At 35.2% G+C, this 16,788-nt stretch carries 13 protein-coding genes and 8 tRNA genes; 4 read left to right on the forward strand and 17 right to left on the reverse strand.

What is annotated here, in order from left to right; translation table 11 throughout:
• Positions 1–149: 149 nt before the first annotated feature.
• The 16 genes from CRV04_RS00265 to CRV04_RS00340 form a co-directional block, all read right to left on the reverse strand.
• Positions 150–782 carry a 3'-5' exonuclease gene (locus tag CRV04_RS00265; protein ID WP_128994627.1) on the reverse strand — a complete coding sequence of 211 codons (633 nt, stop codon included), beginning with the start codon at positions 780–782 and terminating at the stop codon, positions 150–152.
• Positions 782–2,596 carry a DUF294 nucleotidyltransferase-like domain-containing protein gene (locus tag CRV04_RS00270; RefSeq protein ID WP_128994628.1) on the reverse strand — a complete coding sequence of 605 codons (1,815 nt, stop codon included), beginning with the start codon at positions 2,594–2,596 and terminating at the stop codon, positions 782–784. The genes CRV04_RS00265 and CRV04_RS00270 overlap by 1 nt, the downstream gene beginning before the upstream one ends.
• A 139-nt stretch (positions 2,597–2,735) precedes the next feature.
• Complete coding sequence (locus tag CRV04_RS00275; RefSeq protein ID WP_128994629.1) at positions 2,736–4,604, reverse strand: sodium:solute symporter family protein; 1,869 nt, start codon at positions 4,602–4,604, stop codon at positions 2,736–2,738.
• Positions 4,605–4,616: 12 nt separating this feature from the next.
• On the reverse strand, positions 4,617–4,871 hold the full coding sequence (locus CRV04_RS00280) for a DUF4212 domain-containing protein (protein ID WP_128994630.1): 255 nt from the start codon (positions 4,869–4,871) through the stop codon (positions 4,617–4,619).
• Between the two features lie 203 nt (positions 4,872–5,074).
• Positions 5,075–5,737, reverse strand: coding sequence for a response regulator transcription factor (locus tag CRV04_RS00285; protein WP_128994631.1), 663 nt, complete (start codon positions 5,735–5,737; stop codon positions 5,075–5,077).
• Complete coding sequence (locus CRV04_RS00290) at positions 5,718–7,301, reverse strand: cache domain-containing protein (protein ID WP_128994632.1); 1,584 nt, start codon at positions 7,299–7,301, stop codon at positions 5,718–5,720. The genes CRV04_RS00285 and CRV04_RS00290 overlap by 20 nt, the downstream gene beginning before the upstream one ends.
• A gap of 103 nt (positions 7,302–7,404) precedes the next feature.
• A tRNA-Asp gene (locus CRV04_RS00295) sits at positions 7,405–7,481 on the reverse strand.
• A gap of 42 nt (positions 7,482–7,523) precedes the next feature.
• Positions 7,524–7,599 (reverse strand) — tRNA-Val (locus tag CRV04_RS00300).
• An 85-nt stretch (positions 7,600–7,684) separates the two neighbouring features.
• Positions 7,685–7,759: transfer RNA gene (locus CRV04_RS00305), tRNA-Glu, on the reverse strand.
• Positions 7,760–7,784: 25 nt separating this feature from the next.
• Positions 7,785–7,860, reverse strand: a tRNA-Lys gene (locus CRV04_RS00310).
• 20 nt (positions 7,861–7,880) lie between these two features.
• Positions 7,881–7,957, reverse strand: a tRNA-Asp gene (locus CRV04_RS00315).
• Between the two features lie 13 nt (positions 7,958–7,970).
• Positions 7,971–8,045, reverse strand: a tRNA-Glu gene (locus tag CRV04_RS00320).
• Positions 8,046–8,056: 11 nt separating this feature from the next.
• A tRNA-Val gene (locus CRV04_RS00325) sits at positions 8,057–8,132 on the reverse strand.
• 59 nt (positions 8,133–8,191) lie between these two features.
• Positions 8,192–8,267 (reverse strand) — tRNA-Lys (locus tag CRV04_RS00330).
• A gap of 38 nt (positions 8,268–8,305) precedes the next feature.
• Positions 8,306–8,812, reverse strand: a complete 507-nt coding sequence (locus CRV04_RS00335) for a CinA family protein (protein WP_128994633.1) — start codon at positions 8,810–8,812, stop codon at positions 8,306–8,308.
• A 108-nt stretch (positions 8,813–8,920) separates the two neighbouring features.
• Complete coding sequence (locus tag CRV04_RS00340; protein ID WP_128994634.1) at positions 8,921–10,261, reverse strand: FAD-dependent oxidoreductase; 1,341 nt, start codon at positions 10,259–10,261, stop codon at positions 8,921–8,923.
• A 436-nt stretch (positions 10,262–10,697) separates the two neighbouring features.
• Here CRV04_RS00340 and ileS point away from each other — a divergent pair, with 436 nt between their 5' ends.
• The 4 genes from ileS (at position 10,698) to CRV04_RS00360 (ending at position 15,687) form a co-directional block, all read left to right on the forward strand.
• Positions 10,698–13,427 carry an isoleucine--tRNA ligase gene (ileS, locus tag CRV04_RS00345; protein WP_128994635.1) on the forward strand — a complete coding sequence of 910 codons (2,730 nt, stop codon included), beginning with the start codon at positions 10,698–10,700 and terminating at the stop codon, positions 13,425–13,427.
• A 118-nt stretch (positions 13,428–13,545) separates the two neighbouring features.
• The gene (locus CRV04_RS00350; RefSeq protein WP_128994636.1) at positions 13,546–13,824 is read left to right on the forward strand and encodes a NifU family protein; all 279 of its coding nucleotides are present in this window, start codon (positions 13,546–13,548) and stop codon (positions 13,822–13,824) included.
• Entirely contained in the window at positions 13,824–14,417 is a 594-nt protein-coding gene (locus CRV04_RS00355; protein WP_128994637.1) for a tetratricopeptide repeat protein, read from the forward strand. Before CRV04_RS00350 ends, CRV04_RS00355 begins: the two co-directional genes overlap by 1 nt.
• Positions 14,398–15,687, forward strand: coding sequence for a UDP-N-acetylmuramoyl-L-alanyl-D-glutamate--2,6-diaminopimelate ligase (locus CRV04_RS00360; protein WP_128994638.1), 1,290 nt, complete (start codon positions 14,398–14,400; stop codon positions 15,685–15,687). Before CRV04_RS00355 ends, CRV04_RS00360 begins: the two co-directional genes overlap by 20 nt.
• On the opposite strand, the gene CRV04_RS00365 is transcribed toward CRV04_RS00360, so the two are convergent.
• On the reverse strand, positions 15,684–16,781 hold the full coding sequence (locus CRV04_RS00365; protein WP_128994639.1) for a hypothetical protein: 1,098 nt from the start codon (positions 16,779–16,781) through the stop codon (positions 15,684–15,686). The genes CRV04_RS00360 and CRV04_RS00365 overlap by 4 nt on opposite strands.
• Between the last annotated feature and the right edge of the window lie 7 nt (positions 16,782–16,788).

Below are 16,788 nucleotides of genomic sequence, written 5' to 3' on the forward strand. Positions count from 1 at the left end.
AATTTATTCTGTAGAATCTTTCGAATATATTCAGGAGAAGTTAAGTTTGGTCACCTTGTCTGTAACCAATTGAAACAGAAAATGTAAGATTAATGTCAAGAAAAATAGCATTAAAATAGCATTTTAAAAAAGTGGTTTATATGTTGATTTTAGCCTTCATAAAAAGTCGATTTTGCAGGGGTCATTTCACGAAGTTTTAAAAACATCATGGCTGTCATAATGGCATCATTAAGTGCATCATGTTTTCCCAGTTCAGGAATATTAAGGGTTTTCATAATGGTATCAAATTTTAAATCGACAAACTCGTATTCGGAGTGTCTGTGTCGTGTACGAAAATACATCGATGAGACTTCAATCATGCGATTAGGAATTTTTACTCCAATGATTTGTTTGGTATATTTACTGATTATGGCCATATCAAATTTGATGTAATATCCCACAATAGGTCGTGAACCAATAAATTCCAGCAGCTCTAAAATGGCCTCTTTGGGAGTAATGGCATTTTCCAAATCTATGGGTCTTATTTGGTGAATTTTAATCGATTCAGCTGTGACATTTTTTGAAGGTTTGACAAAAACATTAAAGGTTTTTCTCATAATGATTCGATTCTCTTTGATTAACACTGCCCCAATAGAGAGAATCTCATCTTTTTTAGGATTTAACCCAGTGGTTTCACAATCCAAACAGACATACTCATCTTTGGGTTCTTCCCCAAATAAGTAGAGATACTTCTTATCTTTAAGTCGTGAGAGATTCCATTTTCTAAGTAGACTTTGTATCATTATGAAATCTTATCAATTTTAAATGTATAGGTAATAAACTTTTTAAAGCTGTTGACAATACTGAAACTGTCTTTGAGTAAATCTCTCTCAATTTTTCCCAAAGTGTGAGTGTCAATGTTATTGTCAATCTCTTTGCCATCTTGCAGTTTAATAAGCTGAGATTTAAGACGCAAAGTATTGACCACTTCAAATGCTTCAATGAGTTCATTAGCCAACTCTTCACTTAAAACCTTTTTTTGAAGTAAAATTTTAATACGTTTTACGGTGGTTGTTTCTCGAATTCTCTCACGTAATGCCAAGCTACGAATCCCTTGAACGATTGGAAAAACAGCTGTTTTTTTAATATCAATGTTGTGAGACTTGGTCATAAAGTTTGCAATTTTTGTTGGCGTATCAAAGGTCAATGTTGCACGTGCAAAGTAGGCCATAAAGACATCTTTGTCATGCAGTTTATTAAACAAATCATCTTTTAAATTAATCAACAACTCTTTATTTCCACCCACCGCAAACGAGTCAAAAAAAATGGCTAAGTCCATGTAGTTTTGCATATCCGGAGCTTCAATCCATTTGGCCGTCTCTTTTTTATAATCACTGACATTTTTGCACCAAAATGGATTGGAGACCATGATGTTGCCTTCGCATGGAGGGTAACCAAAATCAAGCAAAATTTGTGTGGTTTTTTCCATGTATGGTCGATATTGTTCAACATCAACGCCATCACGTACCACCAAGGCATTGTCTTGGTCCGTTTTGATGATTTGTTCATTTCTTCCTTCACTTCCCATTACAATAAAACAAGCATCTTTTTGAAGCTCTTCAGGAACAACGAGTTGATACAATTTTCGATAAACTTTTAAGTTTAACTGACCAATCAAGTTGGAAATATGGTGAACTTTCACCCCTTTGGCATTGAGTGTTTTAATGGTATTGATCAGATCATTGCTCGCCTCTTTGAGGTTTTCAATGGTTTTGGCTTTTTTAATTTTTGAATCAACAACATAGGTGTGATTGGCAAAGTGTGAAAGGACATCAATTTGTTCAATAACCCCAACCATTTCTCCTTGAGAGTTTTTAACCCCAATTCGTTTAATATTTCGTTTAATTAAGACTGAAAATGCATCAAATAAATAATCGTCTTTTTGTACAGAAATCAGAGGGAAAATCGCAATCTCTTCTACAGGAATATTTAAATCTCGACCTTGAAGCAACACTTTCATCTTTAAAAGCGAATCAGTGATAATCCCATAATCACCATTCATTTTTACAATAATGGTGGAAGTTTTGTAATTGATTGATTGTTCAATGGCATCCAAAAGTTTGGTGCCTTCCTCAACCATACACGCTTCATGGATAATAGTATCATCCACACGTGCAATCATAAAAGAAGAGAGCTCAGAGGTGAACTCTTTGTTTTTCAGTACTTGAATTTTATTGACCAAGTTGTTTAAGAAAAAGTCTTTAAACTCTGGGTTTTGTTCAATGAGTGTTAAGAATGTTGCTTTATTCAGTTCATAACAGATCAAATCCTCATAGACTTTAAAGGTGTGTTTTGTTTGACCATAAATGAGTGAATTGGCATCAAAAGAGTCCTCTTGATGAAAGTCCATGACCATCTCTTCTTCATTGTATTCATGTACAATGCCTTTGATGATGATAAAAAAGTTTTCAGAAATTTTTTCTGGACTCATTAAAACGGTATCTTTAGGATAGTATGCAATGTCCATGTTTTTAATACAGATATTCATCTGGTCATGGCTTAATACTTCAAAAGGGTGAATGTTGGATAAAAATGCTTCTTGATCTCGTAGACTCATATAAGACCTTTGTATAGTAATGAGATACTATTTTTTATACTAAGTTTTTAGATAAAGGTTCGCGTACAATACCTAAAGACTTAATATAAAAAATAGTACCAAAGGTGTCTCCGAAGAGACATACCTTGGCAAGTAATGCTTAGTGATCGTGTGCCTCACCAGCATTGTTTGGAAGTCGGATTGACTCAACTAAGTCTTGAACTTCTTGTGGTGGTTCTGGTGTCATTCGAGATACAACAAATGCTACGATTAAGTGTAACACTGTACCGATTGTACCAATACCTGTAGGAGCAATTCCTAAGAAGTAATCTGCTTTGTCTCCACCCAAGAATACGAAGTATACAATGTATCCGAATGTGAAGATAAGACCTGTTAAAATACCAGCAATCGCACCCTCTTTGTTCATTCGTTTATCAAATACCCCAAGGATAATTGTTGGGAAGAATGCCGCTGCTGCTAAACCAAATGCGAATGCAACAACTTGTGCAACGAAACCTGGAGGGTTAATTCCTAAGTAACCAGCAATACAAATAGCAACGATTGCAGAGATTCTGGCCCACATTAACTCTGATTTCTCATTTAATGTAGATTTACCCGTAGTTTTATCTTTAAAGATAACTTGACCTAATAAGTCATGTGAAATTGCAGAAGCAATTACCAGTAAAAGACCTGCTGCAGTAGAAAGTGCTGCTGCAAGACCCCCAGCTGCGATGAATGCAATTACCCAGTTAGGTAAGTTTGCAATCTCAGGGTTAGCAAGTACCATGATATCTCTATCAACATAGAGTTCGTTTTCGATTTTTCCATTGTTTTCAGCTGGAACACCATTTGTAGTTAATCTGTGTCCATCTTCTGCAACATTTTCACCATCAAATGCTGGTTTACCTTTGAATGCAGCACCAGCAGCATATTGGATTTTACCGTCACCGTTTTTATCGTTCCATGCTAATAATCCACCGTGTTCCCAAGTTTTGAACCATCGTCCATCATTTGGAGTACCATCAGCGTGAGTTAATTCACCGTTAACGAATGCTTTATATTCAACGTTTTGTACGTTTTTAATTAAGTTAACTCTTGAGAAAGCTGCAACAGAAGAGATGGTTGTATACATAATTGCAATGAATACTAACGCCCATCCAGCAGAAACTCTTGCATCTTTTACTGTTGGAACTGTAAAGAATCTTACAATAACGTGTGGAAGACCAGCAGTACCAAGCATTAATGCTGTAGTTAACATGAACATGTTCCATAAGTTACCTGGTTGTGTATACTCTGCAAAACCTAAATCAGCAATTGATTGATCCAGTGCATGTAAGAGATAGGTTCCTTCAGGAATCGCTCGTACACCATCATTGAATTCAAATGTAGTTTGTGCAAAAATACCTAATTGTGGTAAGAATGTATCAGTCACTTGTAATGATAAGAAAATCGCAGGAATCATGTATGCGAAAATCATAACAACATATTGTGCAACTTGAGTATATGTAATCCCTTTCATACCACCAAGAACTGAGTAGAAGAAAACAATTGCCATACCGATGATTACACCAGTGTTAACATCAACTTGTAAGAATCTTGAAAATACGATTCCAACCCCTCTCATTTGTCCCGCAACATATGTAAATGATACGAAGATAACTGAGATAACTGCAACGGTTCTCGCAACGTCAGAATAGTATCTGTCCCCAACGAAATCAGGAACTGTAAACTTACCAAACTTTCTTAAGTAAGGAGCTAATAACATAGCAAGTAGAACGTATCCACCTGTCCATCCCATTAAATATGCACCACCATCTGAACCTTTAAAAGAGATGATACCTGCAAGTGAGATAAATGATGCCGCTGACATCCAGTCTGCCGCTGTTGCCATACCGTTTGCTACTGGGTGAACCCCTCCACCAGCTACGTAGAAATCTTTAGTTGAACCCGCTTTTGCCCAAAGTGCAATACCGATATAAATTGCAAATGAGATACCTACGAATAGGTAAATTAATGATTGTAATTCCATGTTTTTCCTTTCCTACTCGTGCACGCCATATTTTTCATCAATTGATGTCATTGCTTTAACATAAACAAAAATCAAAATAACAAAAACATAAATTGCACCTTGTTGTGCAAACCAAAATCCTAACTTAACACCTGAAATCTCAATTGAGTTAAGTTGTTCAATAAAAATAATTCCGCAACCGAAAGAAACAACAAACCAAACTACAAGTAGTTTAAGAATCATTGCAATATTTTCTTTCCAATAAGCCTGAGCTTTTTCTGGACTCATCTTTTCTCCTTTTTTAGTTTATACTTGATAAGTCAACAAACTGTTTATTCACTTATCACTAAAGTAACAAGAGAAGTATAAAGGATGTAAATAGCAATTGGGTAGCATTAACAAAATTTTTGATTTTTTTTTGATTTTTTTGAAAAATATGTGAAGAATAATTCTCAAAAGTGACCGTAAAATGGTCACTTTTAAGGGTTTAATTAGGCAGAATAATATCTGTCAATTTTATACCCAAGTCCTCGGATATTTTTAATAAAGTCTTCTTTTAGTGATTTTTTAAGACGCGAAATTTCAGCTCTAATGGTGGGATTATCAATGTCTTCTCCCTCCCAAACATCAATTCTGAATCGCTCAAAATCAACAATCATATTGATATTCAGTGCTAAAATATGAATGATATCGAGCTGTTTTTTGGTCAGATTTTGTGGTTCGTTATTAAAATAGAGTGTTTTTTCTGTTTTGGAGTAAGAGTAGTTTTTTGAAAACTTCATGTGTGAGGTGTTTTTTTGTTCACTTTTGAGAATTTGATTGATTTTAATCCCCAGCTCTGCAAGGTGAAACGGTTTTTTTAAATACTCTTTGCATCCCAGTTCATAGCCTTTTGAGATATCTTCAATATCATTTAATGCACTGATAAAAATTGTGGGGATAAAGATTTTGTTTTTATTGAGTGTTTCAAGTATCTCAAACCCATCTAAATTGGGCACATTGATATCTAAGATCAACAAATCATAATTGTTGTCAATGTTTTCTACGACACTTTGGCCGTCGGTGAAACTTGTCACTTGGTGACCAATGCTGGTTAAATACTCATTGATAGAGTTATTTAACATCAATTCATCTTCAAGAAGGAGTATTTTCATATGTTTTAAACCTATATGTGAATTTTGTTTCGTCATCGTGAGATTCTACGTCAATTATAACTGAATTATCATCACAAATCTCTTTGACAATTTTAAGCCCCAAACCAAAGCCTCCTTTGACTTGATTCTCTCTGTAAAACTGATTGTTGAATATTTTATTGATATCATAAATGGTTTTTGAATGTGTCTTAATTTGAAATTCGACGTATTGTGCATCCTGCAAGAGTTTGATATAAATAGGAGACTCTTTAAAAGAGTACTTAATGGCATTAGAGATGTTATTGTCAATGATACGTTGCAGTTCGGTTTCATTAAACTCTATAACAATATCCCTTTGTATGTTTGTAACAAAAAAGAGTTGATTGGACAGAGCAATGTCATTAAAAAACTCCATACGTGACATCAAGTATTCTGAGAAGTTGATGTGTGTTTTGGTATAAACTACTCGGTTCTTTTTAATCATGTAACTTAAATCTTCATAAATAGTGTTGATGATTTTTGAACCTGATTCAATGTTTCGTATATGAATATTATCGCTGTTTTGCATTCGAAGTAGGTCAATATTGGTTTGTATAATTGAAAGAGGGGTGTTAATTTCATGCACTGCTTTTTTTAAAAACTGTTTTTGAGCCTCTAAAATATCGGTGAGTTCTTGCGTTTTTTCATTGACTTTCTCTTCTAAGCTTTTATTTAAATCTTCCAATAAGTGTGTACGATATTTGATACTGGTCATGGCATCATTGGCATAATTTACAATGGTTCTAAACTCAGTAAACAAAATCTTATTGTGGTTAAAAGGTTTATCTTCGTTTTGAGACTCTTTAAAGTACTTTCCAATCTCTCTTACTTCATTAGCAATCAAAATGGTGGCATTTTTATAAATAAAAATGGAGTATAAAATTAGAAGAATCGTCAGTGATGTAATTTGAAGCACATAGTTTGAGATTTTTTCATCGTATTGGTCTTGTGTTTGCCGTACAATTTGCTCAACGGTATCTAAATAGACCCCTTTCCCAATTGTCCAATTCCAAGGTTCATAAGCGATGGCATAGGAGATTTTTTTAATATCTTTTTTTCGTGCAGGTTTATACCAAAGGTACTTTATGTAACCTCCTTCTTTTTTTTGAGAGATGTCAATGAGCTCTTTGATGACTTTGATCCCATTAGGGTCTGTAAATTCATAGAGGTTTTCTCCAATTCTCTCTTTAACTGCAGGATAATAAACAGATGTACCATCGAACAAATAGATAAAGGTATAGTCATTGATGTTTTTAGAGGCTTTCATCTCATCTAAGGCTTTTAAAACCTCATTTTGAATAATGACTTCACTCTTTTTGCCTTTGTATTTTTCATGATAATAACGAATAAACTGTATAGTATTAGTGATGTCCTCTTTGATGAGTATTTTTTGTTTGGTGAGATTATTTTGTTCAATCATTTTGATTTTATCTTGCAATTCAGTAAAGGCGTTGGTAATAATAATAAATGTAAAAAATGAAATCAAAACAATAATAAAAATAATACTGTAAACAATGAGTTGATAGATACTCTTTACTTTAATCATCAAGGGCCTTTAAAAATAGTAAGAATAAGAATAGCTTATTGTGATTAAAAAAGAGGTTATTTGATAATAAGAAAAAGGGGATTAAAAAAAAGTGTTACAAAAATGGCGCGGCTGACGAGACTCGAACTCGCGACCTCCTGCGTGACAGGCAGGCATTCTAACCAACTAAACTACAGCCGCACAAATTTTGCAAAAAAAAAGCGGGATCCCCGCTTGCAATTATGGTGGTCGATATAAGACTCGAACTTATGACATCTACCTTGTAAGGGTAGCGCTCTACCAACTGAGCTAATCGACCTGAAAATCGTAATTTTTCTAAACTGCTTTAGAAAAATAGATTTGAAATCAAAGGCATTTGAAAGAACCTATACAGATTCAAAAAATGGTGACCCCTAGGAGACTCGAACTCCTGTGGCATGGATGAAAACCATGAATCCTAACCGCTAGATGAAGGGGCCACGAATAAATAATGCTCAATATGAATGGTGACCCGTGAAGGATTCGAACCTTCGGCCACCTCCTTAAAAGGGAGATGCTCTACCAGCTGAGCTAACGGGTCAAATAAAAGAAAAAATTAAATGGCGCGGCTGACGAGACTCGAACTCGCGACCTCCTGCGTGACAGGCAGGCATTCTAACCAACTAAACTACAGCCGCACAATTTAAAAAATGGTGACCCCTAGGAGACTCGAACTCCTGTGGCATGGATGAAAACCATGAATCCTAACCGCTAGATGAAGGGGCCATTATTAATTATGGTGGTCGATATAAGACTCGAACTTATGACATCTACCTTGTAAGGGTAGCGCTCTACCAACTGAGCTAATCGACCTTTTCTAAAGGGATGAAATAATAGCAAAGGTATTATTAAATCTTCTTTAAATTTTGATATGGTGACCCGTGAAGGATTCGAACCTTCGGCCACCTCCTTAAAAGGGAGATGCTCTACCAGCTGAGCTAACGGGTCGCTCTTTCAAAATGGAGTGGAATTATATTAAATAATTTTTAATTTGTCAAGGGTTTTTCGAGCAAATTAATTATTTTTTTTAAAGAAATTTTTGCCGTTTGAATTTGCACCTCTTTACGGTTTCCATCAAAATGGTGAACCTCTACGATTTTATGGGCATTGGGAATACTTATTCCAATCACAACGGTTCCGACTGGTTTTTCTTGGCTTCCACCTGTTGGACCAGCCACACCACTGACTGCAATCGCCCATTGTGCCTTAAACTTAGCTTTAACTCCATCGAGCATATCTTCAACCACTGAAACAGAAACCGCCCCATCTTTTTCAAGATTCTCTTGTTTTACTCCCAATTCACTCATTTTAACTTCATTGGAGTATGAAACGATACTGCCATTAAATACATCAGATGATCCAGAGAGTTCTGTTATCATGGATGCTATTAATCCACCCGTACACGATTCAGCAGTTGTTATTGTCTCTTTATTACTTCGTAAGATGTCTTGCAGACGTTGCATATCCTCTTGGTTGAAAATGTCATCATACATAATGCTCTCCTCTATATATGTTCTGCAACTATTATAATAAAAATGGGGTTAAAAAAAGGGGAAAGAGGATTATATATAAGGTACGTTTTGTACCTTATATATGATGTATTATTCTGTTAAATCAGCTAAGAACTGTTTTTCGTCGAATTTTAGTTTTAAGTAATCACATACTTTATGAATGTCTCGTTCAGCATTTCCTAAACAAGAAGTTGCACCTGGACTTGGCGTCATATTAAAGATGATTCCATCCCCTGTGTCAATTGAAGCTTCACCCAACATCAATTTTTGTTTCTCTTTATCAAGAACTTGTGGCCGAACCCCTCCAAATCCTTTTGCGTATTCAATATCACACTCTGTTAATGAAGGAACAATTTTTTGGGCATCTTTAACAAAGAGTTTTTTATTTAACCATGGCACTTCAAATAAGAAGTTTCTAAATACATAGTTTCGAATATCTGAGTCTTTTAACAAATCCCAGAAAATTTTTACAATGTTTCCATCAAAGTTTAATGTTTTCCAGAAGTCAATGTAGGTACCTGGTTTATATCTTTCAAGTTTTGGTAACATTAACGCAGTTGGACCAAATCGTGTTTTACCATCTAATAGAATATCTGGGTCACCATGAAGTGCAGCAAATGGAAGTTTGTCATTTTGAACCATGTAGACTTTACCGTTTAAGAGGTGTTTGGTTGTAACGTAGAAACTTCCTGCCATTGGTAAACTTCCCATGTGTTCACCATGACCCATTTTATGAGCCAAGTAAAGTGAGTGAGCACCTGCATTTACAACAACAAATGATGCAGAGTATTTTTCCCCTTTAGTGGTTGTAAGTTCATATCCATCACTTGTTTTTTTGATCTCTTCAACTTCGCTGTTGAAGTAAACATCGGTTACTACATCTTCACACGCTTGAGCTTGTTTGACTAACTCTTCAGTCATTTTACCAAAGTCAACTGTTGTGTATTGATCTTTTGCACCCATTGCGACAATATTTTCAGGTCGATCACTTCCATCTGTCATTTCAACAAGTTTTGGCTCTAACTCTTTTAGTTTCTCTTTGTCCCATAACTCTAAGTAAGGGAAAAGCTCTTTAAACTCATGGTATCTTTTTGTAATAAACTCGACCTCTTTATCACCCACACCTAAAGCCATTTTTTGGTGAGAGAACATTACTTTGTCTTGAAGACCGTATTGTAAACAGAACTTCTCAACCATTTTGGCTGTTCTTTTAGTGATTTTTGCTTTTTCCAAAGTATAGTTTGTCTCAATATCCCCTACGTGAATTGTTTGAGAGTTGCTTGTACCTTTTGTATTTAAAGTTGCAAGAGCTTCATATTTTTCCAACATACAAATTTTTTTAACATCGGTATATTTGGCTAACTCATAAAACAGTGCAGCACCAGAGATACCACCACCAACAATTACAACGTCATAATTTTTATCGTTCATATTCCCAGTTCCTATTATTTTAAATATATCCTGAAATAGTATCATAAAAAAATTATAATTCCCAAATGAAAAACTTGAAAAAAGCAATTTTGTCCAGAGAATATTATATATAGTAACACTTTGCAAATTTATAAGAAAAACTTAACTTACATCAAACCAATTTTGCAATTATTTTTATATACTTTCAAAATGTTTAACCTATTTAGAAGAAAAAAAGAGAAAAAATCCTTACAGGGAAAAATTTTTGTATGCAAGCATTGTAAACTTGTTTGTAAAGATTGTACAACGATGTACTGTTTTTCCTGTTATGCCAAGCTTGAAAATCCCTGTCCCCGATGTGGTAAACGTAATATCGACCCAAAATAGAATTCTAATCAAGGTTTAACCAATAATTAGATAAAATCATCCCATTTTATGTCAATAAGGTAATTAGAAAATGGATTACAAAGAGAGTTTATTACTTCCTAAAACCGATTTCCCAATGAGAGGAAATTTACCCAATAACGAACCAAAGAAATATCAACTTTGGAATGAAACCAATGTTTATGAAAAAATGAAAAAAAATAGAGAAGGGGCACCTTCTTTTACGCTGCATGATGGACCACCATATGCAAATGGTCATATTCATATTGGACATGCACTGAATAAAATTTTAAAAGATATGATTGTGAAGTATCATTACTTCAATGGAAAATCAGTACGATTTACGCCAGGTTGGGACTGTCATGGTCTACCAATTGAGCAAAAAGTTGAAGAGAAAATTGGTGGGGCAAAGAAAAAAGAGCTTCCAAAATCAAAACTTCGAGAGCTGTGTCGAGATCACGCAACTAAATTCATTGATATCCAACGAGAAGAGTTTAAACAGTTAGGTGTGATTGCAGATTGGGACAACCCATATTTAACAATGGACTTTAAATTTGAAGCCAATATTTATAGAGAACTGTGTGCCATTGCTAAACAAGGATTGTTGGTTCAACGAAGCAAACCTGTTTACTGGTCATGGGCTGCACAAACGGCATTGGCTGAAGCGGAAGTTGAGTATGAAGATAAAGTATCTCCATCTATTTTCGTGGCATTCAAACATGAAAGTATGGATGCCAGCATTGTTATTTGGACAACCACTCCGTGGACACTGCCAGCAAATACAGGGATTGCACTTAATCCTGAAGAGACCTATGTTCTGACAAGTGATAAATATATTGTGGCTAAAAAACTTTACAATTCATTGGTTGAAAATGGCGTGATTTCTGGAAGTGTTGAAAAAGATATTGATCCAAAAACACTTGAAAATACAAACGCAATCAATCCACTCAATGGTCGAACTTCAAAAGTGGTTTTAGGAGAGCATGTACTGATGGATTCTGGTTCAGGTGCTGTACACACAGCCCCTGGACATGGTGAGGATGACTACAAAGTCGGGTTAAAATATGACCTTGATGTCATCATGCCTGTAGATGCATACGGTAAATATGATGAAACAATTGTACGAGAAAAACTCTTTAAAGAGACCGATAAATATTTAGGTGTGAATGTATTCCAAGCAAATGAGCCAATCTTAGAAGAGTTAGGAGAGGCACTTTTAAAACGAGAAGACATTAAACACTCATACCCACACTGTTGGCGAACACATAAACCTATTATTTTTAGAGCAACCAAACAGTGGTTTATCTCTATTGATGATGAGTATGGGCAAAAAAATGAAACACTCAGAAAGAACGCTTTAGAAGTAGTAGAAAACTTGAAATTCTATCCTGAGTGGGGACGAAATCGACTTAAAGCGATGCTTGAAGGGCGACCAGATTGGTGCATCTCAAGACAAAGAGATTGGGGAGTACCAATTGCTTTTTTCAGAAACAAAAAAACCGATGAAATCATTTTTGATGAAAAAGTCGTGAACTACACAGCGATGATTTTTGAACAAAAAGGGTGCGATGCATGGTATGATTTAGAAATCAGCGAACTGCTCTATCCAGGAAGTGGATACAACCCAGAAGATTTAGAAAAAACCATGGATATTTTAGATGTATGGTTTGATTCTGGTTCAACACAAAATGCAGTTTTACGTAGCCGAAACTATGATGCAGGAACATTCCCCGCAGATATGTATCTTGAAGGAAGTGACCAACACCGAGGTTGGTTCCAATCTTCACTTTTAACCACATTGGCTTCAAGTGAGTGTGCCCCATTTAAATCGATTTTAACACATGGTTTTACAATGGACGAAAAAGGTGAAAAGATGTCTAAGTCAAAGGGTAATGTAATTGACCCTGCGAAAATAATGAAACAGTATGGTTCTGAAATTTTAAGATTATGGGTGGCGATGAGTGATTATCAAAATGATCAAAAAATCTCTGATAACATCTTAAAACAAAATGCGGAATTGTATCGAAAAATCAGAAACACTGCACGTTTCCTTTTAGCAAACGTCTCAGATTTAGAAGCAATTGTAAGTGTGGATAAATTGGGTGTGTTAGACCGATGGATTTTGTCCAAAGCCAAATCAGTCTTTGATGAGATTGAAACAGCATTTGCAAACTATGAGTTCTCAAAAGGGTTGAACAAACTCAACCACTTTTTAGTCGTAGACTTAAGTGGTATTTATATGGATATTTGTAAAGACCGATTGTATTGTGATGGCAAAAATGAGATCCACAGAACTGGTGCTCAAAGTGCAATGGCAATGATTGCTAAGAAGCTTTTCAGCACAATGGCACCAATTTTAACGTATACCATTGATGAACTGCTTGAGTATGCACCTGCTGTTATCAAAGAGAGTGCAAACGATGTCTTTGATTTGCCTGCGTATGAATTGCCAGTGGTTGAAAGTGCTTTAAATGAAGAACATTTAATTCATGCAAAAGAGAAATTCAGTGAAGCCATTGATACACTTAAAAAAGATAAAACCATTAAAACAACATTAGAGTTAGAGCTGTATACAAACAGTGATTCAATTCATGTATTAGAAGCAATTGAAGCTGCTGATTGGTTCTTAGTCAGTGATGTTTTAAAAACAAAGCAGAGTGAAGCTAAAGCGAGCTTTGAAGTGGATGGGTGTGAGTTTGAAGTCTACATGGCTTCAAAACACAAATGCCCAAGATGTTGGAAGTTTACAGCTTCAGAAGAAGAGACATTGTGTGAACGATGCTCGGAAGTCATTGAAAAATAGATATGATGTTAACAGAACCAGTAAGCTTAACATTTATCTTTCAAACCATTGCTGTCATCTTAGCATGTACAGCAGCGGGTATTGTATTAGTGAAATTAAAGACAAGAAAGTAGGTATTATGATTCCATTTTCAGATGAAGATTTATTGCCACCTGTGACGCATATTATTAATGATAAAATTGCACCCATGTTAGCACGTGATGGTGGTGCCATACAACTCATAACCGTAAAAGAACAAAAGGTCTATATTCAACTTCAAGGTTCATGCGTAGGGTGTGCAGCCAGTGGGAGCACCCTTAAATATATTGTAGAAAAAGAGCTTAAAGAAGCAATCCATCCAGAACTAGAGATCATCAATGTTCCTATTGGAATGGAAGAGAAATTAGAGGAACTGTAATGATTAATGAGAACAGACTGTTAAACGAAGCCCATGCGTACTTCTCTCAAAAAGAGTACGATAAAGCCATCTTTTTATATAGTCAACTCTGCTCGCTTTTCCCTCAAAACCAAGAGTATCCCATGTACGCTCTTTTTTGCGATATTGCAAGTGAAGATGAGTCAAAAGGGGTCTCTTTGTTTGACTATTTTAGTGTGGTAAAAGATAAGAATATTGAAGAAGCCATTGCATATGTACATGATGTTGTAGATGCGTATGATGGTGATAATGAAAAAATGACACAAATTTTAAAAGAGATTACCAGTACAACGATAGATTCATTGGATGCCATTAAATATGAAGATTTTATGGCATTGGTTGAATCACGAGGTTCATTTCGTATTGCATTTGAAGATATCATGTTTTCAACCAAAGTTGCCATTGATTCCAAAGAGGACTTTTTTGATTTTGTTTCAAAATTGATTGATAATGATTTTAATACCACTGCATATAGTTATTTAGATGGCTTTAATGAGTACTTTTCGTATGATCAAAAAATCGAAGAGTTGTATAAAAAATTAGAAGAGAAAAATCTTGTTTCTAAAAACCACTGATACTTCTTTTACAGATAACAGTAAAGAGGCCAATGCACAAAATGCTTTTGTTTATTCACAACAAAATGAACGTTATATAGAGGATGCTAAAAAGAGCGGTTGTACTCAATTTATTCCAAGCAGTGAACTGAAAAACCATATCGATTTATCTAATATAAAAATTGTGGGTATCACAGGTACCAATGGTAAAACAACAACCGCTGCAGCGATTTATTCACTGCTTTTGGACTTGGGCTATAAAGTTGCCTTACAAGGTACGCGAGGCTTTTTTATCAATGATGAAAGAGTTGAAGAGTACTCGTTAACCACACCCGTACAACTTACAAATTTTGCACATATTTTAGAAGCCATCCATCATGGATGTCGATATTTTGTAATGGAAGTAAGCTCTCATGCCATTGAGCAAAAACGAATTGAAGGTTTAGAGTTTGCTCTGAAAATTCACACCAATATTACTCGAGATCATTTGGATTATCACAAAACCATCGAAGAGTACATCCAAGTAAAAAACTCCTTTTTTGAAGATGATACCCCAAAACTTATCAATAAAGATGATAAGGTCGTAAAATACAATGTGAAAAATGGCTATGCCTATTCATTGGATGAGCCATCAACGTATAAAGTACAAGCGTACTCTTTTAAAGAGGGCATGTCTGTCATGCTTCAATACTTTGAACAAACGGCAACATTTGAATCAAATATGATGGGTATTTTTAATGTTTATAATCTCACAGCTGCGGTTGCAGCTGTGCATATTTTAACCCAAAAACCGTTACAAAGTATCTGTAATGAAATCGAAAATTTTGCAGGAGTGAGTGGACGCATGCAAACGGTCAGTGAAAACCCTTTGGTCATCATTGATTTTGCCCATACTCCTGATGGAATGAAAAAAGTGTTAGAGAGTTTTGCGCATAAAGAGATTATTTGTGTTTTTGGGGCAGGAGGTGATCGAGACAGGGAAAAACGACCTTTAATGGGACATATAGCTGAGCTTTACAGCAAACATATTATTGTCACCAGTGATAACCCCCGTTTTGAAGACCCTGATATTATCATTGAAGATATTTTAAAAGGGATTAAAAACCAAAATAACACGATTGTAGAAATCAACCGTAAAGAGGCGATTAAAAAAGCAATTGCAATGGCGGATGAAAAAAGTGTGGTATTGGTATTAGGCAAAGGGGATGAGAGCACTCAAATTATTTATGATCAAAAACTTCCATTTTCAGATAAACAAGTCATTGAAGAGATTTTACAACTGAACGTTTAGTTGTAAGCTCGAATGACCACACCTCGATACTCTAACTCGGTTTTAAGCGTGTAGTTTTGCTCTAAGATAGAGACTTTATCTCCTAAGTTTTTTTGTATAAAAGCTTTGGCTTTTTTAACACGATCCTCCCCAAGTATATAGACATTTTTATATTTGGTGTCATTGATGACATCTTTTTCATCGACTAAATCAATGATACCAATCACTTCAAACTTTGAAGCCGATTTATGCTCTTGTAAAAAGCTGCTGATTTTATCTTGACATATAATAGTCAGCTCGGATTCATTGGATTTTAGGTTATAACACTTGATCAACTCAAAATCTCTTTGGGGTTCTTCTACAAATGCTATTTCTTCTTTTTGAATGGCAGTTTCATCAACTTTTTTTTGAATAGGCTCTTTTAGTTCAATAGGCGCTGTAACAATTGCAACTGTTTTTGGAACTTCTGGGCTATCTTTTTGTATCACTTTTTCAATAACGGCTTCTTTTTCATTAGGCAGTGCAAGCACTTTAGAGTTATTTTGAGAGGTCTCTTGTATTGGGTGTTCTATCACTGCTTCTTGTTGGGATACTTTAATCTGAGGTTGTTGCACAGCAGGTAAAGTTGTAAGACGATTTTGTTCTTCAACTTTGGCAATGGCAGTATCCGTTGCCATATTGGATTGCTCTTGTTGTACTTCTGGAGAGGTCAAAGGTATATCTGCTTGGGCGATTTGTTCGTCATTGACTTCAACTTCTGGTCCTTTATGCGCATCAAAAGTTGGATCCTCTTCTAACATCTGTTCGTGTTCAGGCAGTTGAGGTTGCACAATCATTGCCGCAGAATCATACAGACTTTGCTCTTTTTCTTCATTTTGATAACGTCGTTCAGGATTACTTAAATGCTCTTTAAAAAGCTCTTGAAGCGTCTCTTGGTTTTTAACAGTGAACTCTTTTTCAATGCTTTGTTTTGCAATCACACCTGTTTGATGAGTATATGAGTAGTAAGTAATACTCACAGCACAAATAAGGAAAGTAATCAACCACAAATAGTTTTTATTGTTGATGTTTTTTGATTTTAACTCTTTATGAACACGTTCTTCAAAACTTTCCAATTGATGA

This window comes from Candidatus Marinarcus aquaticus, assembly GCF_004116335.1.
Taxonomy (GTDB): domain Bacteria; phylum Campylobacterota; class Campylobacteria; order Campylobacterales; family Arcobacteraceae; genus Marinarcus; species Marinarcus aquaticus.

Coding starts and splice junctions, on each gene's coding strand:
- CRV04_RS00355 (WP_128994637.1), top strand. CDS start 13,824: ATGATTAATGAGAACAGACTGTTAAACGAAGCCCATGCGTACTTCTCT.
- CRV04_RS00340 (WP_128994634.1), bottom strand. CDS start 10,261: ATGAACGATAAAAATTATGACGTTGTAATTGTTGGTGGTGGTATCTCT.
- CRV04_RS00350 (WP_128994636.1), top strand. CDS start 13,546: ATGATTCCATTTTCAGATGAAGATTTATTGCCACCTGTGACGCATATT.
- CRV04_RS00265 (WP_128994627.1), bottom strand. CDS start 782: ATGATACAAAGTCTACTTAGAAAATGGAATCTCTCACGACTTAAAGAT.
- CRV04_RS00285 (WP_128994631.1), bottom strand. CDS start 5,737: ATGAAAATACTCCTTCTTGAAGATGAATTGATGTTAAATAACTCTATC.
- ileS (WP_128994635.1), top strand. CDS start 10,698: ATGGATTACAAAGAGAGTTTATTACTTCCTAAAACCGATTTCCCAATG.
- CRV04_RS00270 (WP_128994628.1), bottom strand. CDS start 2,596: ATGAGTCTACGAGATCAAGAAGCATTTTTATCCAACATTCACCCTTTT.
- CRV04_RS00290 (WP_128994632.1), bottom strand. CDS start 7,301: ATGATTAAAGTAAAGAGTATCTATCAACTCATTGTTTACAGTATTATT.
- CRV04_RS00275 (WP_128994629.1), bottom strand. CDS start 4,604: ATGGAATTACAATCATTAATTTACCTATTCGTAGGTATCTCATTTGCA.
- CRV04_RS00335 (WP_128994633.1), bottom strand. CDS start 8,812: ATGTATGATGACATTTTCAACCAAGAGGATATGCAACGTCTGCAAGAC.
- CRV04_RS00280 (WP_128994630.1), bottom strand. CDS start 4,871: ATGAGTCCAGAAAAAGCTCAGGCTTATTGGAAAGAAAATATTGCAATG.